A 26343-nucleotide genomic window follows, 5' to 3' on the forward strand; every position below is an offset into this window, starting at 1 on the left:
AAATGACACAACAGCCTCAAGAACCCAATCCTAACGAGCCTAAAGCACCGCAAAACCCATTGCCAACCACTTACCAAAAACCCAGTCAGTTTTTGTTATTTTTGCCGTGGCTGTTGTTATTATTGCTGATGTTGGCAGGGTTTTGGTTAATTACACAGGGCAAAATGTCTTTTGGTGAACAAAAACCCGCTATTGCCAATAGTCAAACAACTTGGCAACCACCCAAAGCCGAGCCTGTACCAGCCCAAACCTTAAAAAATGACACGGCAGTTAGCAGTTATCACAATGCGGTGGCGACTGCTTCGCAATCGGTTGTCAATATTTATACCACCCAAAAAGTGGAAAATCCGTACATGAACGACCCAGTGTTACGCCGTTTTTATGAATTTCACGGTATGCGACCACAAGATGATGAAAATACCAGCTTGGGTTCTGGTGTGATTGTGTCGCAAGATGGCTATATTATCACCAACGCCCACGTGATTTCCAAGGCGGATAACATTGTAGTGATGCTCAATGATGGCAAAAAAGCGACTGCCAAACTGATTGGCTCTGACCCAGAGAGTGATTTGGCAGTGATAAAAGTGGATATGGTCGGCTTAAAACCGCTTGGCTTTAAGGAGCAAGCCACCCAAGTAGGCGATGTGGTATTGGCAATCGGCAATCCGTTTGGGGTAGGGCAGACGGTAACGCAAGGTATTATTTCAGCCACAGGGCGGACAGGGCTTGGTATTAATACAGTGGAAGATTTTATCCAAACTGATGCGGCGATTAACCCCGGTAACTCAGGCGGTGCGTTGGTAGATGCTTACGGACAGTTGGTTGGTATTAATACGGCGATTTTTTCACGTTCTGGCGGTTCTATGGGAATTGGCTTTGCCATTCCAACTAGTATTGTGGAACACGTAATGAACAGCATTATCAAGGACGGTAAAGTCCGCCGTGGCTGGCTTGGTATTGAGTTGCAAGGTCGTGTTAAAGACCCAACCCAATTGCAAGATGAAACGGGCGTGAATGTCGTTCACGTGATGAAGGATAGCCCTGCAGGTAAAGCAGGCGTGATGCAAGGCGATATCATCATTGCGATGAACAAACAACCTGTCAATGATGCCAATGCGCTTATTCAATTAATCGCACGCCAATCGCCCAACAGTAACGTAACTTTGACGGTCAAACGTGGCGATAAAGAACAAGATATCGTGGTAACGCTAGGCGAGCGTGAAGCCCAAAACAAAGTGCAACAACTGCAACAAAATCAACAAGGCAGTCAAGAGCAACAATTTATAGACCCATTCGCTGAACAAGATGCCCAAGAGCAACAAATTCCGCAAGAATTTTTGGATATGCTACGCCGTGGTCAACGCCAAGAATAATTAAAAATACGATTGGTTTTGATAGTTTTTTAAAAGGGTAAAATTATTTTTACCCTTTTAATTTTTGGCATTTGGCAAAGTCGGCAAATCAATATATTCTGCCATCAATTCGCTTAAATCAATGGTTACACCCAAATTGACAAGATTCCAATATTGTCCAGAAATGGTGCGGTCTAACATCATGGTTTTGGGCGATGGCTGAAAACTTTGCCAATATTTTAGCGACACTTTGGCTTGTTTCATGATGTCATGATGGGTTTGACTGTTGCCAAAATCAAAGGGTTTGTGCTGACTTAAATTAAACGGTTGGGTAAAACCATAGGGTTTTAGCCCAATTTGTAACCAATCATAATAAAAATCGGCTGGCAACGGTTCATTATCTTTTTTGATTGTCAAGGTGATTAAATCTTGCTCAACGGCGGTGACATCACCTTTTAAACAATGAATTGCAAAGCGATGAAATAACGCCACTTCGTCATGGCTGTAGGATTTTATCCCACCAAAATCATACGCAATCACCGAACCATCAGCACGAAATGCAAAATTGCCGGGGTGTGGGTCGCAATGCACACGATACAGTTTGAATAATTGTCCTGCACTAAAGCGAAATAGGCGAGTGGCGATTTTTTGTTTGATGTCATTGTCCCAATGACTTGCAGTTTCTAAGGTTTCACCGATTTCTTGGGAAAGGGTCAAAATCCGTTTGCTAGAATGACTGTGAAACACGGTGGGAATAATCAAACCGTCATCATCGCTGTGAAATTTGGCAAAAATCGCAAGATTATGGGCTTCTTTGGTGTAGTCTAGTTCGTCATACAGGCTATCACGGATTTCGGTAAAGATTTTGTCTTGTAACGCTTTATCCATATTTATCACGCCTGCGATTTTTAACGCCATTTTGACCTGTTTTAGGTCGCTGTCAATGTTGTTGTCAATCTCTGGGTATTGCACTTTGACAACGACAGGCTCGCCTGTGGCAAGCACCGCCTTATGTACTTGACCGATGGAAGCAGAAGCAAACGGCTGTTCATCAAACTGCAAAAACAGCTCGTGCAAAGGCTTGTTAAGCTCTTTTTCCACTTGATTTTTGATAATGGCAAATGGCATGGGCGGTGCGTCTTTTTGCAGTTTTTCAAGGGCTTTGGCAATTTCAGGCGGAAATACGTCTTTGTATTGTGAAGCGATTTGCCCGACTTTCATCACCGCTCCTTTCATTTCGCCAAGCGTGTCAGCGATTTGGATACCGATGGTTTGGAGCATTTCGCTACGGGCTTTTTGGCGGTCTTCGTCTGAGCCTGCGATGGATTTTAGCGAGCTTTTGACGGTTTTGCCTGCGATACTTGCGGTCATGCCTGCAAGTTTTAAAAAACGGTTTGATGACATGGTATTTGGCTTTTTTTAGAAGGTTTAAAATATTTTAAACAAAATTAACGTAAAGATTTTGGCAAACTAAACGTTACATTTTCTTCAATCCCAGACAGCTCTTTTGGCGTATCACCACCCCAAGATTGTAGCGTGTCTAGTACTTCTTGGATTAAAATCTCTGGTGCGGATGCACCTGCGGTAACGCCCACTGTTTTGACATTATCAAACCAGCTTTTATCCATCTGTCCTGCATTGTCAATCAAATACGCCTTTGCCCCAAGTCTTTCGGCAAGTTCACGCAAACGGTTGGAATTTGATGAATTTGGACTGCCAACAACCAACACAATTTCACAATTTTTTGCCAAATCTTTCACCGCATCTTGGCGGTTTTGTGTGGCATAGCAAATATCATCTTTGCGTGGGGCGTGGATTTTGGGAAATTTGTCCTTTAATGCGTCAATCACCCCTGCGGTGTCGTCCATTGACAGCGTGGTTTGCGTTACAAAAGCAAGCTCGCTGTCGGTGGGCAAATCAAGCGATTTGACATCGTCCACATCTTCAATCAAATGAATGCGGCCGCCAAATTGTGGGTCAAATCGTCCCATCGTGCCTTCCACTTCTGGGTGTCCTGCGTGTCCGATTAAAATGGCGTCCATGCCTGTTTTGGCAAATTTATTGACTTCAATATGCACTTTGGTAACCAGCGGACAAGTTGCGTCAAACACTGTTAAATCACGGCGTTCGGCTTCGTCTTCCACCGCTTTTGATACGCCATGAGCCGAAAAAATCACAATCGCCCCATCTGGCACTTCGTCCAATTCTTCCACAAAAATCGCCCCACGACTTGCCAAATCATTGACGACAAATTTGTTATGCACGACTTCATGGCGTACATAAATGGGCGGATTAAAGCGGGCAAGAGCTTCATTGACAATGGCAATGGCTCTGTCAACCCCTGCACAAAATCCTCGTGGATTGGCTAATAAAATTTGCATGGTTTTCTCGTTTTATCAATATTTAAAAATGTTAATTTTACCCAAAAATGATAAAAATAACCATGCAAAAATGTGTTAAAATACAACTTTCATTTAAATTTCATACAAATTATAGGAAAAATAACATGGCTCAAGGTTCATTATTTATCATCACCGCCGCATCAGGCACAGGCAAAACATCACTAGTTAAGCAACTGACCACCACCACCAATAACCTATCGGTCAGCGTATCTCACACCACACGAGAGCCACGAGTAGGCGAAATTAATGGACAACATTACCATTTTGTCAAAAAAGATGAATTTGTGGCAATGATTCATAATAATGCGTTTTTGGAATATGCCGAAGTGTTTGACAACTTTTATGGCACATCGCAACAAAGCGTTGAATATATGCTGTCGCACGGCACGGACGTGATTTTGGAAATTGACTGGCAAGGGGCATTACAAGTCAAAAAGCTCATGCCACAAGCAGTCATGATTTTTATTTTACCGCCCAACAAAGACGCTTTGCGTGAACGCCTGTCAAATCGTGGACAAGACAGCGATGAAGTGATTAACAAGCGTTTGGCAGGCTCGGTCAAAGAAATGCAACATTATTTGAATTTTGACTATGTGGTGATTAATGATAATTTTGACGTGGCATTGGCAGAAATCAAATCTATCATCATCGCTCATCGTTTGACATTGGACAAGCAACAAATCCGCCAACATGACCGCATTGCACAATTGTTGGCATAAAGGTTGATATAAATAACTGATAATTAAAAAAGCTGATTTTTTGTCAGCTTTTTTTGTTGTTGCGAAAAAAATGTATAAAATATTTTGTTGTCGTGCAGATTTTTTGTTAAAATAACATGTTCTAATGATTTTAGCAACAATTTTAACAAAACCGATTTAACAAAACTGATGAGCAAACAGGTAATTTAACATGGTCAAAAAACGAGGTCTTGCATCAAACAGAGGGCTAGATGCACTGCTTGGGTCAATTAAAAAAGAAAAATTGATTACAAACAATTTGACCGAGACAAGTGTGCCTGTAGAACCACAGATTAAGCCATCTGTGCCAAAAGATTCGTCATCAAAAGCCAATACAAAAGATATACCTGTAAAAGATACATCAAAAATTACCCCTACCAACAAAGCACAACCATCTGACAAAAATAAAAACAAAAGTTTAGAAAATAGCACACAAACAAGCGAAACGAACCCAGATAAAACCGATAATCTTAACTTGTTGCACATTGATGTCAAATGTTTGCAACGAGGCAAATATCAGCCACGTATTGATTTGGGCGAAGAGGCATTGCAAGAGCTTGCTACATCTATCAAACAACATGGTGTAATGCAGCCGATTGTCATTCGCCCATTAACAAAAGTTGATAAAAACGCCACAATGACCCATGAAATTATCGCAGGGGAAAGACGTTGGCGAGCGGCGCAGATTGCAGGGTTAAAACAAATTCCTGCGATTGTCCGTCCGATTTCTGATGATTTGGCGATTGCGTTGGCGTTGATTGAAAATATTCAGCGTGAAGATTTGACCGTGATGGAGCAAGCAGTCGCATTGCAACGCTTTCACGATGAGTTTGGCATGAGCCACGCCCAAATTGCTGATGTTGTCGGCAAGGCACGTGCAACGGTGTCAAATTTGTTACGGTTAAATCAGTTACACGATGATGTCAAAACTGCATTAAACGAAGGCAAGATTGATATGGGTCATGCCCGTGCGTTGTTATCGCTGTCGCCCGCCCAACAGCCCATGATTGCCAAACGGATTGTCAATGAGCAACTGACGGTACGCCAAACCGAGCAACTTGTCAAAGAAATTCTTGACCCAAAACAAGAACAAAAACCTGTCAAAGAAATAGATTATGACCGTTTGCGTTTAAATCAACGGCTGTCAGAACAGTTGGGTGCGGTGGTAAAAGTAAAAGGGTCATCATCGGGCAAGGGTAGTATTGAAATATTTTTTCACAATGAAGAAGAATTAAAAGCATTGCTTGAAAATTTGCAGTCAAATGTTGATTGATATGATACAGTTTAAAAAAGGTGGTAAGCTATGTGGGAATTAGTGAGTGCAGGTGGCTGGTTGATGGCACCGATTATTCTGTGTTCGGTATTGATGTTGATTATCATTATTGAACGTGGTATCAAATTACGATTTAGCGAAGTTGCCCCTAGTCAGTTGCGTGAACAGCTAGTCGTTCACTTGTTGGAACGCCATAATATTGAGCGTGAAAAGCTACTCAATGTAAAAAATAATTCACCTTTGGGCGATATTTTGGCGACAGGTTTGTTATATCGTCAGCATGGTATTGAATCGATGACCATGCACATGGAGAATCGTGCCAGCGTCCAAATTCACAAACTTGAAAAAAATATCAATATGCTTGGCACGATTGGGGCGATTGCACCTTTGCTTGGGCTGTTGGGGACGGTTTTAGGGATTATTACTTCGTTTTTGGCGGTCACTGATGGCTCTATGCAAGACCCTGCTATGTTAGCAGCGGGTGTCTCACAAGCCTTGATTACCACCGCTGGCGGTATGTTTGTTGCCATTCCTGCGGTGATTGCTTATCGTTTTTTTCAGCGTCGTATCGTAGATATTAATGCTTATTTTGAGCGAGAAGCAGGCTTAATGTTACAAGAATTATTAGACAACCATCTAATCCAAACCAAAACGACCGATAATCTGTAATTGATAAAAAACAAAAGGATAGCCATGCGTTTTCGTAAGCCAACCGTAGAACCTGTTGATATCAATCTTACGCCGATGATTGATTGTCTATTGTTTTTAATTGTGTTTTTATTATTATCAACGACATTTAACCACTTTAGCAAATTAAATATCGTATTACCACAAGCTGAAGGTGTGCCAATCACCGAAAAAGACCAACGTGTAGAAGTATCGGTGCAAAAAGACGGCAGTTATTTGGTAAATGGTATCGCACTGGTAGGGACAGGCGAAGCCGAGCTAACTTCGATGATTCGCCAAGAAACTGGCGACAATCGCAAACTATTGTTCGTTATTTCGGCAGATGCCAACACCAGCCATCAGTCTGTTGTAAAAGTGATGGACGTTGCTGGTAAAATGGGCTTTTTAAATCTCAATATCAGTACCGTTGTGCCAGCAGGTGCAGTCTCTGATACGCCAAACAAAACCAAATCCAACTAAATATCACTTTTATATTTTTTCTTTAAAATCAACCAATTAAAACTTATGTTCACCGATACCCACGCCCACTTAAATCGTTTAGACTTAGAAAAACACGATAACGATATTCAAAAAGCCCTACAAATCGCCAAAGATGCCAATGTCCACCGCATTATGGCGATTATGTGCGATTTTGATGAATATGATGGCATTCAGCAGATTATCAGCACGCAGATTGACGGTTTGACGCTTGGCATGAGCGTTGGTATTCACCCTTGCCAAGACACCATCAATCAAGTTACCGCTGAAAAACTCATTGAACTTGCCAATCGTGAAAATGTCTGGGCGATTGGCGAAACGGGGCTGGATTATTATTGGTCAAAAGATTTTATCAACGAACAAAAATCAAGTTTTTCTTATCACATTCACGCAAGCCAAACCCTAAAAAAACCAATTGTTGTGCATACTCGTGAAGCTCGCTATGACACCATAGATATTTTGACCGCAGAAAAGGCGGAACATGGTATTATCCACTGTTTTACCGAAGATTATGATACCGCCAAAAAAGCGTTGGATTTGGGTTTTTACATTTCGTTATCAGGTATTGTTACCTTTAAAAATGCGACCGATTTACAAGATGTTGCCAAAAAATTGCCGTTAGACCGTATTTTGATAGAAACGGACAGTCCGTATCTTGCCCCTGTGCCAAAGCGTGGCAAGCCAAACGAACCTGCCTTTGTGCCGTATGTGGCAGAATTTTTGGCAAATTTATACCAATTGCCGCTTGAACAATTTGCCAACATTACCAATCAAAATTTTGATAATTTGTTAAATCAATATGTTTAAAAGCCAACAATTCTTTATTTATTTTAAAAAATTATAAAAAATGTATAAAAAACGTTTGGCAATGACTTGTCAGTCATGTATCATAGTTGCGAAAAATTGATACGAATAAGGAAATAAGATTTGATGAGCCGACAGCAACAATTTAAACATAGAGAAGAAAGCATTTTACAGGTCGCCGAGCAGTTATTATTAGAATCGGGCGATGGCGATATCACCTTGGATAGTTTGGCGGAGCAGTTGGATTTGGCAAAAGGTACGTTGTACAAGCATTTTGTCAGCAAAGACGAACTGTTTTTACGCATTATTATCCGTCATGAACAGCAACTTTTACAAAATAGCCAAATTGGTGATGATGCGTCCGCTGGCGTGGCTCGGATTATTTTGTATCAGTTGTTAAATCCGCAACGAGCGATGTTATTAAACCAAATTGAGGAAAAATTGGCAAGTTCGGCGGTTGGATTAAATCGTTTATTTTCAGAGCTTTACGGTATTCGCCGTGAGCGTATGCGACAGATGATTGCCACCACCAACGCTTATTTGCAGTCGCTTGACAGCAATTTGACGACACGAGATTATTTGTCCACGATTTGGGCGATGGGCTACGGTGGGGCAGGTTTGCTTAATTCCAGCTTTTATCAGCGTTATTTGGGCAGACGTGATACCTTGCGGTTGGCGTTGGTTCAGCAGATTTTGGATTTGCCAAAACAATACCGTGAAACCTTGCCAAATAGCTTTCCACAAAGTTTATCAGACACATTAGCGTCATGATTTGTCAAATTTTGTTTGTTTTAATAAAATTTGTATGGATAAAAAACGATATGGCAAATTGATATGACAACGCAATATCATTTTTCACGCACTTTTTCGCCCCCTTTGTCATCAAAAGGCTTTACGCTGGTTGAGGTCATGGTGGTGATTGTGATTATGTCGGTGTTTGCAGGGCTGATGACGCTGTCGGTTGGCAGTAGTGATAACCGCAAAAATTTGGCATTTTATGAACATTTGCAAAGTAATTTAAACTATATTCGTCTGTTATCTGCTGAACAAATGCAACCGTACGGCTTGGCAATTCGTTTGGCAAAAGATGACAATCCAACACAACTGGTCGTGGTAAAACTTGAAAATAGCCTAAGCAATCAAAACCAAACAAGCCAAACCCAATCTCAAACGAACAATCAAATAAACAATCCAGCCAATAACCAAGCCCCAACTTGGGCGTTAGAAAAAGATATTCCACCGCTTGACGTGCCGAATAATATTACCGTGGATATCAAACCGCTTGACATGGTGGACAGTCGCCAAATTCCCAATTATCTGGTCGGTAATCAAGCACCGCCTGTGGTTTGGTTTGGCACAGGCGAGGCAACGCCAGTACACATTTATGTGCAAAAGAAAAATAACAATGATGACACGATTTATCCTGTTGCCGAGCCAATCATTATCAACGGAGCAGGGGCGATGGAAGTAGAGGGGCAACATCAATGAGTTTTTTGTCAAAAAGACTGTCAAAAAGTTTGTCAAATTTGCCAAAACAGCAAGGTTTTACGCTGTTAGAGGTGATGGTGGCTTTGACGATTTTGTCGGTGGTGGCGATATCGGCAAGCCAAGCCAGTCGCAGTTATGTCAGTTCTGTTGGCAATATGAAAATGCGAACGCTTGCCAATTTTGTCGCCCAAAATAGCATTGCTGAGCTAAAAATTCAACAAACGTGGACAGATAGCGTCATTACCAAACAAATTGAAGCACAGGGACAACAATGGCAAGTTACCATCACGCCAAACAATTCATCAGTCAATTCAAACAGTTTTGCCAGTCAAAACAACCAAATTAAGCCCATTAGCGTAAGTGTCACCCCAATGACTGACGGACAAGCCAAAAATAGCATTGTTACGGTGGAAAGTTTTTTGTTAAAACCTGTGGGGCAACGTTAAATGACAAGCTATTTTGACAGCTGTTTTGACAAAAAGTTTAGCAAAAAAGTTAGTAAAAACAATACCTTTCAACAAGGTTTTACCTTGATTGAGCTGTTGATTGCCATGTTGATTTTTGCGATGTTGGCGTTATCAGGTTGGCAGATTATGGATGCTTTGACCAAAAGCCGAGAGCGTGCCAAAGTGCAGATTGAGACGTTAAGCCAGTTGCAGTATGCTTATTTGCAGTTGTCGCAGGATTTTGCTCAAGTTACCAATTATGTCGCTGTGCCTGTGGGCTTGTCCAATGACCCAAATAACCAAAACAACCAAAACCTAAACCCACAAGCGATAACCGCAAGTTTTACTTTAACGCCAGAGCAGGTGAGTTTTATCCGTTTTGCCAGTCCAGACCCACGCTTTAACCCCATGCCGACTTTGGCAAAAATCGGTTATTTTGTGCAAGATAACAAACTTGTCAAACAACGCAGTTATCAGTTATCAGTCAATGATAAAAATCAACAAACGCAGATAAACAGCGTGATTTTAAACGATGTTAAAGATGTCAAATGGTCTGCTTGGTCGGCAACGCCACAGCCAGAATTGGTCAATCAATTTCCTGATAGCAAAACGTTGGAATTTGTTAAACAAAATTCGGTTAATATCCACAATCAACAGGTTAGTAACCAAAATAATGCCAATGGTTCGCAAAACAATTCGCAAACCAATTTACAAAATGCTTCACAAAATACAGCACAAAATTTGGATTTAACCGATTATCAACAATTGCCAAAAGGCGTGGTGTTAAGTTTTACGTATCAAGACCAACCGATTGTTTGGCAATTTGCTTTGGCGGATAAAGCCCCAAAAGCGGTGGTAGCGTTAAACCAAACGCAAAGTAACCATTCGCAAGACAATTCACAAAATTCGCAAAATAACCAACAAAACAGTTCACAAAATAATACACAAAATTCAGATAATACCAGTAATGCTGATAATACGAACACGAGCAACGAACCCAATAACGGCGGTAATAACTGATGAAACAATCTGAACAGGGCGTGGCGTTATTGACGATTTTGTTATTGGTGGTGGCGATTACGGTGGTCGCAGGCAGTATGCTTGCCAGCCAAAAAGTGATGTTGCGAGAGTATGCACTCACTCAAAACCAACGCCAAATGAACGAATATGCCCTGTATGGCGAAGCGGTGGCAAAGGGGTTAATCCAAGATGATGCCAATGTGAACCAAACCGACAGCCCACAAGATATCTGGGCAAAACCCATCAAAGCGATAAAACTCAATCAAGCCGAGATTCAGATTGAAATCCAAGACGACAGCCAATTTTTTAACATCAACAATCTGTACCATGATGGGGCGGTGGATAAGCAAGCGATGGCGTATTTTACCGCACTTTTGACTGCCAACGGTATTGAGCCGACAGTCGCCCAAGCAGTGTTGGACTGGCAAGACCCAGACAGCGATGTGTCAGGCGATGGCGGTGCGGAATTTGATTATTATCAAAGTCTTGGCAAGCCTTTACCTGTGAATATTGCCAATCAGCCGTTGATGTCGGTTGATGATTTGTTGTTTGTGCGTGGTATGGATAAACAAAAATTGGCAAAAATTAAGCCTTTTTTGACCGCTGTGCCGTATTTTTTGCCGATGAATGTCAATCAGATAAAACCTGAATTGTTATCCGCCATCACCTTGATAACAGATTCACAAACGGACAATCAAAATCAAAGCCAAAATCAGACAAACAACAGCGAAACAGACACGAATAAATCAGCAACACAACAAAATTCAACCAACTTAACCCTTGATATTATCGCCTTAAATGACTGGGCAAGCGAACGTGAAACGGCTGTGCCAATAGAAAGTATCAACACTTTTTGGCAAATACCGATTTTTGCCAATATCAGTGAAACACAACGCCAAACCATGACAAATTTACTCAGTGTGGAAAGCCGAGCGTTTCATGTGTGGGTTACGGTCAAAGTTGATGATAAACAACGATTTTTTAGCAGTCAATTGGCAAAGGTGAGTCAAAATCAAGGCAATCAAAACAGCAATTCAATGATAAACAATCAAAATAATGAACAAAACAATCAACAAATTTTGGCATTTAATCGGCAAATTTTGCCATTTTTGCCAAAAAAATGATTGTGATTAACCCTTAACTCTTATAAAATAGGTTGCTTTACAAACTTTTACAAAACCCACGCAAAAATTGACAATTTGTGTGTTTTTTCACTTTTTTATTATTGGGCGGTCATTATGGACGCAATAGAACGTTATTTTGGGATTGATGGTAACAATACCACCATCAAAACAGAGATTTTGGCAGGTGTTACCACGTTTTTGACGATGGTGTATATTATTTTTGTCAATCCGTCAATGCTTGCAGAAGCAGGCATGGACTCAGGTGCGGTATTCGTGGCGACCTGTTTGGCATCAGCGATTGGCTGTTTTTTGATGGGGTTAATCGCCAAATTGCCTGTGGCACTCGCCCCTGGTATGGGCTTAAATGCGTTTTTTACCTTTAGTGTCGTGCTAGGTATGGGCAAAAGTTGGCAAGTGGCATTGGGTGCGGTGTTCGTATCTGGCTTGTTATTTGTGTTAATCAGCGTGTTTAAACTGCGTGAATGGGTGATTAACGCCATTCCTTATACCTTAAAACAAGGCATCGTGGCGGGGATTGGGGCATTTTTGGCGTTTATTGCGTTAAAAAATGCGGGAATTATCGTTGCCAATCCTGCGACTTTTGTGAGTATGGGTAATATTACCGATTTTGCCCCTGCGATGGCGATTTTGAGTTTCTTTTTGATTGTTGTGTTTGTGCAACGAAAAGTCCCTGCCGCGGTGATGTTGTCCATTTTGATTGTAACGGTGATTAGCCTAATCACAGGACACGCTCAATATCAAGGTATCGTGTCCGCACCGCCGTCTATCGCACCAACCTTTATGCAGTTAGACATTGCAGGGGCGTTAGATGTCAGTATGATTAGTGTAATTTTTGCGTTTTTATTTGTGGTGCTGTTTGACACCTCAGGTACGTTGATTGGCGTTACCAAAAAAGCTGGCTTGATGAAAAATGACGGTGAAATCCCAAATCTTGGCAAAGCCTTGTTTGCCGACTCTTCGGCTGCGGTAGCAGGTTCGTTGCTGGGTACATCCTCTGTGACAAGTTATGTTGAAAGTACGGCAGGCGTGGCGGCAGGTGGTCGTACAGGTTTGACGGCGATTGTCGTTGGCTTGTTGTTTTTGTTGGCGTTGTTTTTTGCACCGCTGGCTGGTATGATTCCTGCGTATGCGACTTCTGGGGCGATTTTTTATGTGGCTGTGTTGATGTTGTTTACCTTGCGTGAGATTGATTGGGACGATTTGACCGAAGCCTCGCCTGTGGCGGTTGTGCTACTTTTAACGCCTTTGACTTTCTCCATTGCAGATGGTATTGCATTGGGCTTTATCACTTATACGATTGGCAAATTGGTAAGCGGTCGTCATAAAGAAGTCAGCGTTGCGGTATGGGTTTTGACAGCGATTTTATTGGTAAAATTTATCTTTTTGCATTAATTTTTGACAATAAGTTTTTAAGTTTTATTAAAAAATGCAATCGTAAAAGGTTGCATTTTTTATTTGGTTTTCACCCTAAAAAATGCTATCATAGCCATTTTTTAGCGATGTAAAAAGAGTGAATTATGCCACGTTTTGTCAGTTTTAATATCAACGGTATCCGTGCCAGACAGCACCAACTACAAGCCCTTACAGATGTTATCAATCCAGATATTATCGGTCTGCAAGAAACCAAAGTTCATGACGAAGCCTTTCCTTTGGACGATGTCAAAAGTTTGGGCTATCATGTGGAATTTTTTGGACAAAAATCGCATTATGGCGTGGCATTGCTGTCAAAACAAGCCCCAATTTTTGTGCAAAAAGGCTTTATTGGTGCAAATGATGACGAACAAAAACGGCTGATTCATGCACGTTATGATTTTGATGGCAAACAAATTGACGTGTTAAACGGCTATTTTCCGCAAGGCGAAAACCGCAAACACGAAACCAAATTTCCCATGAAACAAGATTTTTATCAACGTTTGACCGATTATATCCTTGATTTAAAACAACAAAATCGTGAAATTATCGTCATGGGTGATATGAACATCGCCCCAAATCCGCTAGATATCGGTATCGGCGAAAAAAATGCCAAACGCTGGCTGTCGCAAGGGGTCTGTTCGTTTTTGCCAGAAGAGCTTGAATGGTATCAAACCTTGATGAATACAGGGTTAAGCGATACCTATCGGCATTTGCACGCCGAGAGTGATGGTTTAAGCTGGTTTGATTATCGTTCTAAGGGTTTTGATGACACGCCCAAGCGTGGCTTACGCATAGACCATATTTTGTGTACGCAAGATTTGCTTGCTAATGTCAAAAACGCAGGTATTAGCTATGAGTTGCGAGCGATGGAAAAACCGTCCGACCATGCCCCTGTTTGGGTGGATATTGACGTTTAATTGCCAAATTTTTATTTAATTTGATGAAAGGGGAACAACAATGATAAATGAAAATCAACGCTTTGCCCAAGCCATTGAAGCCTTACAACAGCGATTTGGCAAACAATTATCCACCAATTTAACCACTCGCCAGCAACATGCCCACACGATGACATGGCTAGAAAATCAGCCTGCCGATGCGGTGTTGGTCGCTCATGACAAGCACGATGTGGCAGATGCAGTGAAAATCTGTAGCGAGCATAAAATGCCTGTGATTGCCTTTGGTATCGGCTCGTCATTGGAAGGTCAGCTCAACGCACCGCATGGCGGTCTGTGCATTGATATGTCCACGATGAATCAGATTTTGCACGTCAATGCCGAAGACTTGACAGCGACTGTGCAAGCGGGCGTTACTCGTGAGGAATTGAATCACTATCTGCGGACGACAGGGCTATTTTTTCCGCTTGACCCCGGTGCGAATGCTACGATTGGTGGTATGGTCGCTACTCGTGCATCAGGTACGAATGCGGTGCGTTACGGCACGATGAAGGACGTTACTTTAGCGTTAGAAGTCGTGATGCCAAACGGTGAAATTATCCATACAGGTAGCCGTGCCAAAAAATCGGCTGCGGGCTATGATTTGACACGTTTAATCGTAGGTTCGGAAGGGACGCTTGGTATTGTTACTGAGATTACGGTGCGTTTGTTTGGCTCACCTGAGTGCGTGGGAAGTGGCGTTTGTAATTTTCCGAGTATTGATTTGGCGTGTCAAGCGACCATTGCAACCATTCAAATGTGTTTGCCAATTGCTCGTATTGAATTGCTTGACCCTGTGCAAGTCAAAGCGTGTAACCAATATTCAAAATTGGATTTGTCAGAATTACCGACTTTATTTGTGGAATTTCATGGCACAGAAAACAGCGTAAAAGAACAAGCGGAGCTGTTTGCGTCCATTATTGAAGAGTTTGAAGGTTCAAATTTTGCATGGGATAGCGATGAACAAGCTCGAAGAAAACTGTGGACAGCCCGCCACAATGCGTATTTTGCAAGCTGTGCCTTACGCCCAGAGGCTCGTGGATTATCAACCGATGCGTGCGTGCCGATTTCTCGCCTTGCTGAATGCGTTACGGCGACACAAGCCGACATTGAGGCATCAGGTATGCTTGCACCGATTGTTGGACATGTTGGCGATGGTAATTTTCATGTGTTGTTGCTTGTTGATACCAATAGCGAACATGAGTTGAAAACTGCTGAAGAGATTTTAGCTCGGTTGGCGTATCGTGCGATTGAGATGGGCGGAACGTGTACAGGCGAGCATGGTATCGGTCAAGGCAAACGCAAGTATATGGAAAAAGAACACGGCAATGCCATTCAATTCATGCGTGCGGTTAAGCAGGCGATTGACCCAAATAATATTATGAATCCTGATAAAATTTGGTTTTAAGAACCTGTATTCATAACGTTTTTGCGATGAAAAATGAGATAAATCGCCAGCTTTTTAAGGAAAAAACGCAGACTGATAGTCATTCTATCAGGCAAGTTTTTGACATCGAGCCGCAAGATTTAGCCATTTTTCATGCAAAAGCAAATAAATATCTGCTTTTAAAATTTGTAAAATGTTACTGCGTAATGTTGTGAATATAGATTCTAAGATTAAATGGCAATTGCTTAATAACTTGAATAACAAGGACGTAAAATCAATACGTCCTTTTTTATGTTAATTTTTAATTAACCACCGCCAACCGCTTGCACGACTTCAATTTTTATATTGTCGGTTAAATTGATGTTGGCAAGCTGGCTTTTGGGAATGAGCTCGCCATCAACTTCTACTGCAAAACGCCCTGTCGTTTGCCCCATTTCATCAAGCAATGCTTGTAAATGGGTGTGGGCAGTTTGTAAGGTTTCACCGTTTAATATTACTTGTATTGTTTGGGGCATTTTTGCTCCTTCCTTTATTTAATTTAAAAAAATATTTAATTAAAATGAACGTTAATTAGCGTAAGACCCATTGAAATGGTTAGCATTTTTTATCCTTTAACTTTTGCCAAAACAACCGCCAACCACACCCAAGCGATAATAAACAACGTTCCGCCAATTGGCGTAATCGCTCCAAGCCATCTTGGAAAACCCAATGCCATCAAATACAACGACCCGACAAAAAACACAATGCCAAATTGTAAAACCCAAGCAATTTTGGCAGGGGCAAATTTTAACTTAATCAGCAACCCCACAATCAGCAATCCCAACGCATGATAAAAAAAATACTGCGTGCCTGTTTGCCACCAGTTAAGCTGTTCTGCGGTCAGACGAGCCTTTAAACCATGCGAGCCAAACGCCCCACACGCCACCGCAATCGCTAGATTTATCGCACCGATAGATAACCAATTCACATTCATGATAATTGCTCTTTTTGCATGGTTTGGCGAAGTAACTGATTGATAAAACGGTCAAAATGTTCGGCAAAGCCTTTTTTATCAAGCCATTCTGCAACATCATCATCAATTTTGATACGATGAATATTTTTATTAAAAAAAGAACCACGAGTTGCATTAGACCAATCAAGCTCTTCTGGTGCATCGCTTAAATCAATTTCGTTATCTGACATATTTTTCAGATAATCAATTTCCGCTTGCATGGCAGGTGTGATAGGTGGTGGATTATTTTTATATAATACATTTCTAATAATTGCCATAATATTCTCTCTTTTCAAGATTCGTTGCAGGGCGAGCGGTGATAATGCGAAAAACTTCTTTGCCACTTGCATCGCCTTGGTATAAATGTCCCACAAACAAAATCACGTTGTCAGCAATTTTGTCAATACTTCGCCAACGTTGTTCGCCATCTTTGACAAAGTCAGTTTCGGTTAAAAAATTTTCATCAAAAAAACAAGCTGTGCTAATTCAAACAATACTTTGTGTTTTTGTTTGTTGGATTGGTTTTTGTTTTCGTCCCATTCAATGATGATGAAATCATGTTCAATATGTGTCATGTTTTATCCACTCAATCCAACTGCAAATGCGTATTAGCAAGCATTGCTTCTTTAATTTTATCCATCGCATTTTTCTCAATCTGACGCACCCGCTCCGCAGATATATTATACTCCGCCGCCAACTCATGCAAGGTCGCTTTTTGCTCATTCAACCAACGCTGTTGCACAATATCACGAGAACGCTCATCAAGGCTGTCCATCGCTTCAGCTAGGGCGTTATTATTGCTCTCTTCCCAGTCGGCATCTTCCACCATATCGGCAGGATTAACTTCATCTTCTAGGTAATACTGCGGTGCGTAACGCCCTTCATCTTCGTCATCGCTTTGGGCTTCAAAAGACGCATCGTACGATGTCAAACGGCTTTCCATCTCAAGCACTTGTTTTACCGTAACGTTCAAATCTTTAGCAATCGCTTCGGCTTCTTCTAGCGTGAGTTGATTATTGGTTTTTTTCAAAGAACGCAAATTAAAAAACAATTTTCGGTGGGCTTTGGTCGTGGCAACTTTGACAATTCGCCAATTACGAATAACAAATTCATGAATTTCCGCCTTAATCCAATGCACCGCAAACGACACCAAACGCACGCCCTTATTTGGGTCAAAACGTTTTACCGCTTTCATCAAGCCAACATTGCCTTCCTGAATTAAATCGCCCTGTGGCAAGCCATACCCTGAATAACTGCGAGCAATATGAATGACAAATCGCAAATGCGACATCACAAGCAATCTTGCCGCTTCCACATCGCCTTCATCATAATAGCGGTGGGCGAGTTCCTGCTCTTGCTCTGGGGTCAAAATCGGAATTTGATGCACCGCATTGATATACGCACCCAAGTTTACCCCGGGAGCGGTTAGGCTCGTTGGCATGGCAGGGACTAGGGCATTGGTGGTTTTGGATTTTTTGCGACTGGCGGTACGTTTTGGACGCTCGTCAAAGTCATCATCAAAATCGTTATCAAAATCATCGTCTAAGGTATCGTCCAAACTTTCCAAATTGTCTAAGTCATCAAAATCACCGTACGCCAACTCATCAAAATCAGGCTCATCATTGTCATACACCTCATCGTCAAAATCATCAAAAATCTCATTTGGTGTGTGGTTTGTTGGGTCTATGGTTTTTGTTGTCGGACTTGCTTTTTTATGGCTCATAACTTTTCTCTATCTAAATTTTTGTATGTGTTTTGTGTTTGTCAAATCTGTTTGTCAAATCTGTTTGTAAAAATTGATACATGACGTTTATTATAAACCCAACGCCAATAAAAACCATTAAAAATTGTACTACAAATTTGTAACGATAACGGTTTAAAAAATTAACAATACTGTTTAGCAAAACAATTATTTTTTGACAATGATATGAAAAATTGGCATATTTGACAGGGATTTTACCAATAACAAATCATGCTTGGCGTGTTGACAAAACGCCTTAATATCGTGTTCGCTGTTGGGGTCGGTGGCGGTTACATATACAGATTGTCCGTCATCGGTGGTTTTTAACGCCATTTTTAATTTTAATAAAGGCATGGGGCAGGCGAGATTTTTGCCATTGACATATTGCTGTAAATTGCCAAAATTGCTTAATTTTGTTAAATTTTCGTCATCAATGGCTTGACAAAAGTTTTGCCAATCTTGTAAAAAATCATCGTTTTTTTTATCAAATTGATTAAAATTATTTAAAATTTCGTTATTATTCATCAAATTTCCTAATAAGTTTTTTTAAATGGTTTAAAATTACAAAAAGCGTAAATTTTTGTTAATTGCCTTTAACAAAATTGTGCTAAGCTATTTTAACCATTTTTTATAAAAAATACAGATTATGTCAAAAAAAAATATCTTTGCTAAATAAAATGATAAAAATAAGTTTGTTGTTTTCGGTGTTTGGCTTGCCAATCAGTTTTGCCAATGCCCATGATTTTAATCAAAATAGTTATCAAGAAAATGGCTACGGACAAAGTTTGCCAGAAATGAGTCATGGCGGTGGTTTGATTGATAATCAACAAAGTTTGATGATTGGCGAATGGGCGTTACGCCAATTAAACAACGCTGCCCCCATGCTAACCGACTACTGGCTACAGGCGAGTATGGAACAAATCGTCTGGCAACTGAATGCTGTCGCTCGTGCCGACGCACCGCTTGGCTTGGTGATTATCAATGACAAGCAAATCAACGCCTTTGCTGTACCTGCTGGCTTGATTGGGTTAAATGTGGGTTTGATTGACAAAGCTCGCAGTATGGACGAAATGGCAAGCGTCATCGCCCACGAAATCGCCCACGTGAGCCAACGCCATTATCAACATCGCAATGATGAAAAAACCAAACATTTATTGACCCAAGTGGGCGGTATTTTGGCTGGTGTTGCCGCCGCAAAATCAGGAGGTGGCGATGCGGCAGCGGTGGCGATTATGGGAGCTCAGACCTTGTCCGCCAACCAAGCCGCCAGTTTTAGCCGTAGCCAAGAGCGAGAAGCCGACCGAGTGGGTATGCAAATCATGGCAAAAGCAGGCTATGATGTGAACGCCATGCCCACATTTTTTGCAACCCTTGACCAACAAAATCCTGTCAAACCAAACGCCTTTATTCCAAGTTTTGTGCTAAGCCACCCATTAACCGCCGAACGCCTTAGCGAAGCACGAGATAGAGCCAGAAATTACAACAATACGACCAATACCAACGGCGATAATAGCTTGTACCGCAAACAATTATTTGAACAAATTCAATGGCGTAGCCGATATCTTGCCAAATTAACCAACAAAGTTGAACTAACTCAAAGTGCCAAATACAGCGATGGGGCAAAATTGGCATTGGCAAGCCTGCTGATTGACGAACGCCAATATACCGAAGCAAACAAAATTTTACAATATTTTGCTAATGATATCAATAACTTAAACAATCCATTGGCGGTGGTGATTTCGGCAAAATTGAACGAAAGTCAAGGCAATCTTGACAATGCCAAAGCCAAACTGACTCAACTTACCAATTTATTTCCTGAACGGCGAGATGCTAAACTGTATTTGGTTGATTTATATTTAAATGACAATAAATATTTGCTAAATAGTGCTAAATCGGCGGTGCAACTGTTGCAACCTTTATCCAAACAAAATCCACGAGATGTGATTGTGTGGCAAAAGTTGCAACAGGCAAGTGAGATTTTGGCAAAAAATGCCCAAGGCGATGATAAAAAATTGCAACAAATCAATGTGTTACGTTATCGTGCCAATGCCGAATTTTGGCAAAATCGGTTGGAAAATGCGATTACTTCACTTAATCAAGCCAAAACCATCGCAAATAGCCTAAGCAGTAATAAAGCGATTTTGGCAACGATTAACAATCAAATTGAGCAAATTCAAATTGCTAATCAATTAAAAGTTTCGTGATTTATTGTTGTTGAACGGTATTTGGCTCAACACCAAGCTCTAACCATTTTGCCAACGTCAAACTTAACTCATCAAGCCCTTGTTTGTTTTGAGCCGAGAATAATTGCACACTAAACGGCAATTTTAGCTTTTTTAACTCGTTTTTGACTTGTTGCAAGGTATTTTTTGACGCACCGTATTTGAGTTTATCCGCCTTTGTCAAAAGCACATGAACAGGCAAATCACCATCTTTTGCCCAATGGAGCATTTGCTCATCAAAAAATTTTAATGGGTGGCGAATATCGGTTAATAAAATCAATCCTGCCAAACTTTTACGAGAAACCAAATATTTTTCTAACTCTTTTTGCCATTCTTTTTTCATCGACTCTGGCACGGCGGCATAGCCATACCCTGGCAAATCTACCAATCTTTGTTGGTCATTTCCCATATGGAAAAAGTTAATCATCTGCGTACGTCCAGGTGTTTTTGATGAGCGGGCGAGCTGACGTTGATTGGTTAACGCATTGATGCAAGACGACTTTCCTGCATTAGAACGCCCAGCAAAGGCGACTTCTAGCCCTGTATCGGCAGGGCAAAGTTTAAACGTGGGGGCAGATAACAAAAATTGGGTTTGTTGTAACCAACGCTCGTTATCTGCTATGCTGATAGTATTGCTTGTGGTTTGGTCTAATTCGGTCATTTTTTTTGGCTTGGTAAAAATTTGGGTGTATTTTAACAGAAAAATCACGCAAAACGTGCAATTTTTCAAATGATTTGATAATTATTATTTCACTTATTCGGCAAGTTATGGCATAATGTGCAACGAAATCAATTATACGACTAAGGTTTTTGTGTTTTGATAAAAAATCTGGTTGTTCATCATTGTAAAAAATTTTAACAAAATAGAAAAAATCTTGGTATAATAGTCAAAAATTATAACCTATTTTTATAAATTTTGTTTAAAGATGGCATCTTAAACATAAAAAGATTGCCAACAATCTTTAGTAGGAAGATTACCAATGAAAAAAATTATCACTGCCGCAAGCCTTTTAATCGCCAGCGTGAGCGGTTCAGCAGCGATTGCTGTACCAAAATATGATATAGAAAAAGGCAAAGTCATTGCCGAAACTGTGTGTGCCGCTTGTCATGGTGCAAATGGTGTCAGTGCTGTGCCTGCTCAACCAAACCTTGGCGGTCAAAGCGTAAAATATTTGTATAAACAATTGGTTGCCTTTAAAAGTGGCGACCGTGTCAACTTAATTATGAAACCATATGCCAGTCAGTTAAGCGACCAAGATATGGCAAATGTGGCAGGTTACTTTGCAAGCCAACCACGTTGGACAGTTAGCTATGCCGACCCAGCGACTGCCGAAAAAGCCCAAAAATTGTATTTTGGTGGAGATAGCAAGCGTGGCGTGATTCCTTGTTCTGGTTGTCATGGTGGCAAGGGCAATGGTAATGATTGGGCGGCTTTCCCACGTTTGGGCGGTCAGCACCCTGAGTATATCGCAACGCAGTTAAAACTGTTCCGTGCTGCAGGTCGTGAAGACGAAGTGATGGATGCAAGCCAAACTCGTACCAACGATTCAGCCAAAAAAGGCGAAAAAGGCATGATGCAAGTGGTCGCAGCCAAATTGTCAGATAATGATATCAAAATTTTGGCAGATTTTATTGGTGGTTTACACTGATATTTTTTGCAACATTTTTTTTAAAGCCAAGTTTATCTTGGCTTTTTTTTCGTCTAACGTTTTATGATATTTATTATGACAAATTTCATGCGTTAAAAAATATCAACTTAACCATTGCCGACAAAAAAGTCACCGCCTTTATCGGATCATCAGGCTGTGGAAAATCAACGCTACTACGTACCTTTAATCGTATGTACGATTTGTACCCCAATATGCACACCAAAGGCGAAATCTTGTTAGATGGCAACAATATTTTGGATAAATCAGTAGACGTAAATTTGTTGCGTGCCAAAGTCGGCATGGTGTTCCAAAAACCAACTCCATTTCCCATGTCAATCTATGACAACGTGGCGTTTGGCGTGCGATTATACGAAAAATTGAGCAAGGCAGAACTGGACGAACGAGTGGAATGGGCATTAAAAAAATTGGCATTGTGGAACGAAGTCAAAGACAAACTCAAAGCGTCAGGCTTATCACTATCAGGCGGTCAGCAACAACGTCTATGTATCGCTCGTGGCGTAGCAACTCGCCCAGAAGTGCTACTACTTGACGAACCCACGTCCGCACTAGACCCTATTTCTACACTCTGCACACGACAGAAACTACTAAAATAAAGTTGATTTTCTTTTAAAACTGAGAAAATCAACCAACCTATTAAAAAAAGCAAAATCACCACACATAATAAACCGTCTAAATCCATCAATCAGAAAATCTAACCCCAAAGCAAAAACACTTGACTGAGGACGACCATTAGACTTAAAGCAACGTTTATAAACCTCAATTCGATATAAAAAATCATTTAACTTATTGAAAAAATATAAACAAATAAGAAACCTACAATAAAGAATACCCCAACAGGACATTTTTTAATGTAGGCTTCTTTGTTTGATGACAATAAGCAATCAACCCTGCCAACAAATTACTCATAAACCCAACATAACTACGATGCCTTGAATGCTCAATTTGACACATATTCTTTAACTCATCAAACACAGTTTCAATCAAAAAACGGCGTTTAAGCAATCGTCTATTTAACCATGAAATATCTTTAGATTTCATATTCTTTTTAACATTCGTGATTAACTCAATATCTAAATGCTCATCAAGCCAATCTGTCAATGATTTATCAATATAACCTTTATCAGCAAAGAGTTTACCAAAAACATGAGATTCACAAAGTCTTTTCACAGGTTGCCTATCATCAACATTGCCTTTGGTTACGGTTAGATTGACCAATTCACCTTTATCATTGATAATGACGTGTAGTTTAAAGCCAAAAAACCACCCCATACTGCTTTTACCTCGCTGTGCTGTTTCTGCAAATACTTTGTTGCGGTTGATACGGTGATTATCACATACGGCTAAACTGGTTGAGTCAATGTAGTTTATGCCTGTGCAGTTGTTTTGCATGAGAGATTGTAGGTAGTCACACATGGGAACTATTGCTTTTTCCATGAGTTCTACCATTCTTGTGTAGCTTGGTAGGTTTGGAAAGGCAGGTTTTAGCCATTGGGTGAGGTAGTTGTAGTAGAAGGCTTTAAATTCTCTGTATTTTATTTGGTGAAATACTACCAATATGGTGATGATTTCTGATAAACTAATACGGCATGGTTTGTTTCGTGTTTTTTTACTGCTTTTGCTCTTTTGGGTTAGCATTTTCTTCTGTTGTTCGTTTGTGTATGTTTTGCAATAGTCGTCTATGTGGCAGTATAGTGCTTCGAGGTTGTCCATGTAAGAAGTCCTTGTTAGGGTTGTTTGTGGTGAATTTACTTTAACATATTGGGCTTCTTTTTTTTAGTTTTTTCTTATGTCGAATTCAGGTTTTATAATGACTAGGCTTATCATCAATGACCGCCAAGCCAGTCAAATAAGCCCAACAAAAGGCTAACGCATTTACCGCAACCAATTTACTCACTCTGTCTTGTTTAGTCAAATGCGTATCCTCAAGATTAAAACCACGCCCCTTTAAACAAGAAAACAGCGTTTCAATCTGCCAACGCATCGCATAAGTTGCCATAGGGTCAATATCATCAAAATCATTGGTAGCCACAATCACATAATCATTATCACTATCAAGCTTTGCCGATACCTTGACAGGACACTTATCAACAAAGAGTGTTCTAGCATGGTGATAAGTATCTTGCTGGTTTAAATTATGAAATAGTGTTTTAATTTGTACGCTTTGTCCTTGTGTATTGGTCACTTTACTGTCTTTTTTAATGCGTATGGCAAATTTAATATTTTGTTTTGTTAGCCAGTCGAACCATGCAGAACCCACAAATTCTCTATCGGCTAATACTTTTTGTATTTTATCTTTACCAAAGGTGTGAATGAATTTTTCAATGAGTTGTGTTCTCTCTAGTGTTTTTGAGTTGCCTTGTTTGTCTAGCATTGTCCAGTATAAGGGTATGGCAATGCCTTTGTGTACAACAGCTAACATGAAGATGTTGATGTTGCTTTTTCCCCATTTCCAGTTGGTACGGTCAATGGTGAGTGTGACTTTGTTTAGTCCAAATAGTTGAAAGATAAGGCGTGCTATTTGGTGTTCATTTAGGGGTGTTTGGGCGAAAAAGCGTTGTATTCTTCGGTAGTTGCTGTCATTTGTTGTGCTGTTGGTAAAGTGTCTGGCTATCTTTTTTAGGTTACTGCTTTGGGCGGTAATGATGGCTATTATCATTAGACTTAAGCAGTTGATTTTTGCCTTGTGTATTGTTAGGTTTTGCGATAAAATTCTTTCTAGTCTGATAAGGTTTGGCATGGTTTTAATTCGTCGGAAAAATTACTATTATGCCATTGTTTTATCAGACTTTTTTGTTTTTTTGTCGTGTGCAGAGATTTCTACAGGGGTGATTGAAGACTTGATTACCGATTTAAAAAACGACTACACCATCGCCATCGTTACCCACAATATGCAACAGGCAGCCCGTGTGTCCGATTACACCGTCTATATGTATCTAGGCGAAATGATGGAAATGGGCAAAACCGACCAAATGTTTACCAATCCGACATGCAAAGAAACCGAAGAATACATTACAGGCAAATTTGGTTAAATGCAATCAACTGCGAAGAAATGGGGGCATACTTGTTATGTCCTATTTTTTTGATATTTTTTTATAAAAGAATTGATAACAATTATCATTTATACTATAATAGTTTTGTAAATTTTGTTAATCATTGTAACTTTTTTAAAAAATATGGAAAATATTATGCAAAAAACCAAAATTGCCTTTGCTATCAGCATGTTTGCTTTATTAACCGCTTGCCAAAAACCTGCTGAACAAGCCCCAGCAACCGATACAACTGCAAGTACACCTGCGACCGCACCAGCATCTGCCCCTGTTGCATCAAGCACAGCAAGCTCGGCATCTGCGACAGCAGGTACAGCAGACTTGTCAAAAGAAACCGCAGAATACAAAGCATTTGTTGAAGGTCAAATTGACCAAATGCTGGTGGATACTGAAAAATTCGTGGCTTTCTTAAAAGAAGGCAAACTAGAAGAAGCAAAAGCGATTTACCCACACGCACGTATGTATTTTGAGCGTAGTGAGCCGATTGCCGAGAGTTTTGGCGACCTTGACCCACGCATTGACAACCGTGAAGCCGACCTAGAAAAAGACGAAGTTTGGACAGGGTTTCACACCATTGAAAAAATCTTATGGACGCAAAACACCACCAAAGGCACAGAAGAGTTAGCGGATAAATTAATCGCTGATATTAAAGAGTTGCGTGCAAAAATCCCAACCGCTGACGTTACGCCAGAGTTGATGGTGCAAGGTTCTGTGGACTTGTTAAACGAAGTTTCAACAACCAAAATCACAGGCGAAGAAGAGATTTTTTCAAAAACTGACCTTTACGATTTTAAAGCCAACATTGAAGGTGCGGAAAAGATTTTCCAAATTTTAACACCAAAAATTCAAGAAAAAAATCCAGAATTGGTGAAAGAATTAACCCAAAAATTCGCCGATGTGAATGCTTTACTTGATAAACAAAAAGTGGGTGAAAAAGATTACAAACCTTATGACAAATTGACCCAAGAAGAAATCAAAGCCCTTGCTGAAGCCGTAAACAAACTCGGTGAACCATTGGCACAAATGGGTATTGTTATGCAGTAATGTTAATTAAAATTTAATTTTAATTAAGGTTTTATAATAAATGAAATAAGCATTAATGACAAATT

Annotated in this window: 28 protein-coding genes and 2 pseudogenes; 19 read left to right on the plus strand and 11 right to left on the minus strand. The window is 40.5% G+C overall.

What is annotated here, in order from left to right; genetic code table 11:
• Positions 1-128 precede the first annotated feature (128 nt).
• Positions 129-1373: a S1C family serine protease gene (locus tag ACGTJS_RS09265; protein ID WP_315043587.1), complete on the plus strand. Its 1245-nt coding sequence runs from the start codon at positions 129-131 to the stop codon at positions 1371-1373.
• A 57-nt stretch (positions 1374-1430) separates the two neighbouring features.
• Here ACGTJS_RS09265 and ACGTJS_RS09270 read toward each other — a convergent pair whose 3' ends face one another.
• Together ACGTJS_RS09270 and ispH are read right to left on the minus strand one after the other, a co-directional pair.
• Entirely contained in the window at positions 1431-2756 is a 1326-nt protein-coding gene (locus ACGTJS_RS09270; protein WP_315043582.1) for an AarF/ABC1/UbiB kinase family protein, read from the minus strand.
• A 44-nt stretch (positions 2757-2800) separates the two neighbouring features.
• On the minus strand, positions 2801-3733 hold the full coding sequence (ispH, locus tag ACGTJS_RS09275) for a 4-hydroxy-3-methylbut-2-enyl diphosphate reductase (protein ID WP_410471849.1): 933 nt from the start codon (positions 3731-3733) through the stop codon (positions 2801-2803).
• 125 nt (positions 3734-3858) lie between these two features.
• On the opposite strand from ispH, the gene gmk reads away from it, so the two are divergent.
• The 13 genes from gmk (at position 3859) to ACGTJS_RS09340 (ending at position 15584) form a co-directional block, all read left to right on the plus strand.
• Positions 3859-4473, plus strand: a complete 615-nt coding sequence (gmk, locus tag ACGTJS_RS09280) for a guanylate kinase (protein WP_315043585.1) — start codon at positions 3859-3861, stop codon at positions 4471-4473.
• Positions 4474-4663: 190 nt separating this feature from the next.
• On the plus strand, positions 4664-5764 hold the full coding sequence (locus tag ACGTJS_RS09285; protein ID WP_410471850.1) for a ParB/RepB/Spo0J family partition protein: 1101 nt from the start codon (positions 4664-4666) through the stop codon (positions 5762-5764).
• 30 nt (positions 5765-5794) lie between these two features.
• Entirely contained in the window at positions 5795-6433 is a 639-nt protein-coding gene (locus ACGTJS_RS09290; protein WP_410471851.1) for a MotA/TolQ/ExbB proton channel family protein, read from the plus strand.
• 24 nt (positions 6434-6457) lie between these two features.
• The gene (locus ACGTJS_RS09295) at positions 6458-6910 is read left to right on the plus strand and encodes a biopolymer transporter ExbD (RefSeq protein ID WP_315043698.1); all 453 of its coding nucleotides are present in this window, start codon (positions 6458-6460) and stop codon (positions 6908-6910) included.
• Positions 6911-6955: 45 nt separating this feature from the next.
• A complete protein-coding gene (locus ACGTJS_RS09300; protein WP_410471852.1) occupies positions 6956-7735 on the plus strand; it encodes a TatD family hydrolase in 780 nt (259 codons plus the stop codon).
• A 123-nt stretch (positions 7736-7858) separates the two neighbouring features.
• Positions 7859-8503, plus strand: coding sequence for a TetR/AcrR family transcriptional regulator (locus ACGTJS_RS09305; protein ID WP_410471853.1), 645 nt, complete (start codon positions 7859-7861; stop codon positions 8501-8503).
• Between the two features lie 63 nt (positions 8504-8566).
• Positions 8567-9220 (plus strand): prepilin-type N-terminal cleavage/methylation domain-containing protein, encoded by a 654-nt coding sequence (locus tag ACGTJS_RS09310; RefSeq protein ID WP_410471854.1) that lies wholly within the window; start codon positions 8567-8569, stop codon positions 9218-9220.
• Complete coding sequence (gene gspI, locus ACGTJS_RS09315; RefSeq protein ID WP_410471855.1) at positions 9217-9666, plus strand: type II secretion system minor pseudopilin GspI; 450 nt, start codon at positions 9217-9219, stop codon at positions 9664-9666. Before ACGTJS_RS09310 ends, gspI begins: the two co-directional genes overlap by 4 nt.
• Positions 9667-10686: a type II secretion system minor pseudopilin GspJ gene (gene gspJ / locus ACGTJS_RS09320; RefSeq protein ID WP_410471856.1), complete on the plus strand. Its 1020-nt coding sequence runs from the start codon at positions 9667-9669 to the stop codon at positions 10684-10686.
• Positions 10686-11810 carry a type II secretion system minor pseudopilin GspK gene (gene gspK / locus ACGTJS_RS09325; protein ID WP_315043685.1) on the plus strand — a complete coding sequence of 375 codons (1125 nt, stop codon included), beginning with the start codon at positions 10686-10688 and terminating at the stop codon, positions 11808-11810. Before gspJ ends, gspK begins: the two co-directional genes overlap by 1 nt.
• Before the next feature lie 114 nt (positions 11811-11924).
• Complete coding sequence (locus ACGTJS_RS09330; protein ID WP_410471857.1) at positions 11925-13223, plus strand: NCS2 family permease; 1299 nt, start codon at positions 11925-11927, stop codon at positions 13221-13223.
• A 125-nt stretch (positions 13224-13348) separates the two neighbouring features.
• Complete coding sequence (xthA, locus tag ACGTJS_RS09335) at positions 13349-14161, plus strand: exodeoxyribonuclease III (protein ID WP_410471858.1); 813 nt, start codon at positions 13349-13351, stop codon at positions 14159-14161.
• Positions 14162-14201: 40 nt separating this feature from the next.
• Positions 14202-15584, plus strand: a complete 1383-nt coding sequence (locus ACGTJS_RS09340; RefSeq protein WP_410471859.1) for an FAD-binding oxidoreductase — start codon at positions 14202-14204, stop codon at positions 15582-15584.
• A 284-nt stretch (positions 15585-15868) separates the two neighbouring features.
• On the opposite strand, the gene thiS is transcribed toward ACGTJS_RS09340, so the two are convergent.
• The 6 genes from thiS to ACGTJS_RS09370 form a co-directional block, all read right to left on the minus strand.
• The gene (gene thiS, locus ACGTJS_RS09345) at positions 15869-16078 is read right to left on the minus strand and encodes a sulfur carrier protein ThiS (protein ID WP_315044132.1); all 210 of its coding nucleotides are present in this window, start codon (positions 16076-16078) and stop codon (positions 15869-15871) included.
• Between the two features lie 89 nt (positions 16079-16167).
• Complete coding sequence (locus ACGTJS_RS09350; RefSeq protein ID WP_410471860.1) at positions 16168-16536, minus strand: DUF423 domain-containing protein; 369 nt, start codon at positions 16534-16536, stop codon at positions 16168-16170.
• Entirely contained in the window at positions 16533-16832 is a 300-nt protein-coding gene (locus ACGTJS_RS09355; RefSeq protein WP_315044130.1) for a hypothetical protein, read from the minus strand. The genes ACGTJS_RS09350 and ACGTJS_RS09355 overlap by 4 nt, the downstream gene beginning before the upstream one ends.
• A gap of 171 nt (positions 16833-17003) precedes the next feature.
• Entirely contained in the window at positions 17004-17129 is a 126-nt protein-coding gene (locus ACGTJS_RS09360; protein ID WP_410471861.1) for a hypothetical protein, read from the minus strand.
• Positions 17130-17140: 11 nt separating this feature from the next.
• A complete protein-coding gene (gene rpoH / locus ACGTJS_RS09365) occupies positions 17141-18277 on the minus strand; it encodes an RNA polymerase sigma factor RpoH (RefSeq protein WP_410471862.1) in 1137 nt (378 codons plus the stop codon).
• 186 nt (positions 18278-18463) lie between these two features.
• The gene (locus ACGTJS_RS09370) at positions 18464-18820 is read right to left on the minus strand and encodes a sulfurtransferase TusA family protein (RefSeq protein ID WP_410471863.1); all 357 of its coding nucleotides are present in this window, start codon (positions 18818-18820) and stop codon (positions 18464-18466) included.
• A 152-nt stretch (positions 18821-18972) separates the two neighbouring features.
• Here ACGTJS_RS09370 and ACGTJS_RS09375 point away from each other — a divergent pair, with 152 nt between their 5' ends.
• On the plus strand, positions 18973-20499 hold the full coding sequence (locus tag ACGTJS_RS09375; RefSeq protein WP_410471864.1) for a M48 family metalloprotease: 1527 nt from the start codon (positions 18973-18975) through the stop codon (positions 20497-20499).
• 1 nt (position 20500) lies between these two features.
• Here the strand turns inward: ACGTJS_RS09375 and yihA are convergent, their stop codons facing one another.
• Positions 20501-21178: a ribosome biogenesis GTP-binding protein YihA/YsxC gene (yihA, locus tag ACGTJS_RS09380; RefSeq protein WP_410471865.1), complete on the minus strand. Its 678-nt coding sequence runs from the start codon at positions 21176-21178 to the stop codon at positions 20501-20503.
• A gap of 319 nt (positions 21179-21497) precedes the next feature.
• Between yihA and ACGTJS_RS09385 the strand changes: the two genes are divergently transcribed.
• Together ACGTJS_RS09385 and ACGTJS_RS09390 are read left to right on the plus strand one after the other, a co-directional pair.
• A complete protein-coding gene (locus tag ACGTJS_RS09385; protein ID WP_410471866.1) occupies positions 21498-22166 on the plus strand; it encodes a c-type cytochrome in 669 nt (222 codons plus the stop codon).
• Between the two features lie 68 nt (positions 22167-22234).
• Positions 22235-22750: pseudogene (locus ACGTJS_RS09390) on the plus strand (phosphate ABC transporter ATP-binding protein); the annotation flags it as partial.
• 250 nt (positions 22751-23000) lie between these two features.
• Here the strand turns inward: ACGTJS_RS09390 and ACGTJS_RS09395 are convergent.
• Both ACGTJS_RS09395 and ACGTJS_RS09400 read right to left on the minus strand, forming a co-directional pair.
• Positions 23001-23897 carry an IS982 family transposase gene (locus tag ACGTJS_RS09395; protein WP_410471537.1) on the minus strand — a complete coding sequence of 299 codons (897 nt, stop codon included), beginning with the start codon at positions 23895-23897 and terminating at the stop codon, positions 23001-23003.
• A gap of 85 nt (positions 23898-23982) precedes the next feature.
• The gene (locus tag ACGTJS_RS09400; protein WP_410471867.1) at positions 23983-24924 is read right to left on the minus strand and encodes an IS4 family transposase; all 942 of its coding nucleotides are present in this window, start codon (positions 24922-24924) and stop codon (positions 23983-23985) included.
• Between the two features lie 76 nt (positions 24925-25000).
• Between ACGTJS_RS09400 and ACGTJS_RS09405 the strand changes: the two are divergent.
• Together ACGTJS_RS09405 and efeO are read left to right on the plus strand one after the other, a co-directional pair.
• A pseudogene (locus tag ACGTJS_RS09405) lies at positions 25001-25216 on the plus strand (phosphate ABC transporter ATP-binding protein); the annotation flags it as partial.
• Positions 25217-25372: 156 nt separating this feature from the next.
• Positions 25373-26278 carry an iron uptake system protein EfeO gene (efeO, locus tag ACGTJS_RS09410; RefSeq protein ID WP_315043652.1) on the plus strand — a complete coding sequence of 302 codons (906 nt, stop codon included), beginning with the start codon at positions 25373-25375 and terminating at the stop codon, positions 26276-26278.
• Positions 26279-26343 lie beyond the last annotated feature (65 nt).

Source organism: Faucicola mancuniensis (genome assembly GCF_046523945.1).
In the GTDB taxonomy this organism is placed as follows: Bacteria; Pseudomonadota; Gammaproteobacteria; order Pseudomonadales; family Moraxellaceae; genus Faucicola; species Faucicola mancuniensis.